This is a genomic window from Polaromonas sp. P1_G4, from assembly GCF_056405475.1.
Genome location: NZ_JBFUCA010000809.1, coordinates 1 through 1,298 on the forward strand (window position 1 = coordinate 1; position 1,298 = coordinate 1,298).

At 59.0% G+C, this 1,298-nt stretch carries 2 protein-coding genes; one reads left to right on the plus strand and one right to left on the minus strand.

Annotated features, from left to right (window positions below):
• Nucleotides 1-855, minus strand: an 855-nt coding sequence (locus tag AC1D1X_RS23560) for a sugar ABC transporter ATP-binding protein (protein WP_477699380.1), incomplete at its 3' end; no start/stop codon positions are given.
• 21 nt (nt 856-876) lie between these two features.
• On the opposite strand from AC1D1X_RS23560, the gene AC1D1X_RS23565 reads away from it, so the two are divergent.
• Nucleotides 877-1,161, plus strand: coding sequence for a hypothetical protein (locus AC1D1X_RS23565; RefSeq protein WP_477670157.1), 285 nt, complete (start codon nt 877-879; stop codon nt 1,159-1,161).
• Nucleotides 1,162-1,298 lie beyond the last annotated feature (137 nt).

The following is a 1,298-nucleotide window of genomic DNA, read 5'->3' on the forward strand; positions in this document are numbered from 1 at the left end:
CCCGAGGATTTCGCCCTTGCGCACGGTGAAGCTGACATCCTTGATCGTACGGCCGCGATTGAGCCCGCGCACCTCCAGCACGGTCTCCCGGCCCTGATCGGTTGCCGGCGGCCTCTCGTCTTCAAGCAGGGCGCGCCCGACCATCATGCCGATGATGGTGTCCATGCTGGTGGTGGCAGTCGGCACGGTGCCGATGTACTGGCCGTCGCGCATCACTGTCACGCGGTCCGAGATGCGCTTGAGCTCGTCCATCTTGTGCGAGATGTACACGATGCCAACGCCGTGGCGCTTGAGCTGGCCGATGATGCGGAACAAGTCGTCGATTTCGGCATTGTTCAGCGCGGCAGTGGGCTCATCCATGATCAGCACGCGCGAGTCAAATGACAGCGCCTTGGCGAYCTCGACCATTTGCTGGCGCGCCACCGTCAGGTCGCAAACCAGCGTGTGCGGTTCCAGGTTCAGGTTCAGGCGGTCGAAAATCGCTTTCGTGTCGCGGGCCATCTTCTCGGTATCGATGAACAGCCCAAGCCGCCCGAGCGGCTCGCGTCCGATGAAGATGTTCTGCGCCACGCTCAGATGGCTCATCAGGTTGAGTTCCTGGTGGATGATGCCGATGCCCAGCGCCTGCGCAGCGCGCGGGCTGGCAATCTCGACCGCCTGACCGTCGATGCTGATCTCGCCCGCATCCTTCTGGTAGACCCCGGCCAGCACTTTCATCAGGGTCGATTTCCCGGCGCCGTTCTCGCCCATCAGCGCATGCACCTCGCCTGCGGCAACCTCAAGCCTGGCGTTGTGCAACGCGCGCACTCCCGGAAAGGATTTGCACAGGTTGCTGATGCTCACAAGAGGTGTCATGGGCGGTTCCGGACAGGCGCGGTGCTCGCTCAGATCGGCGCGATGTCGTTGACCGTGGCCAGACGGCCCATCGACTGGCCCGGAGTGCGCCCCAACCAGGCGCTGCAGCAACGCCCGGAATCACCCGGGGCCAGGCAAACCGGCGTACGGGCCTGGCCGACGCCTTGGGCGGCCGCGCAGATCGATACTGTTTTTCCTTCCAAACTTCCTGGGTGCATGACAAAAAACCTTTTTGCGTTGAAGGAACCGTTCAATGAGGCGAAGGCACCAAAATCAGGAAACTTATTGTTACAAATGGTTCATTGATGAACAATCTATTCACTTATGGATCGAAGCGGTGTGAATCATAGAAATTTGCTCATCTTTCCAAGCTCCGGACTTTCCCTAAGTCAGGATTTAATTTATTGATGAACATTAAGTGCAAAAGTAAATAAATCCAAAAC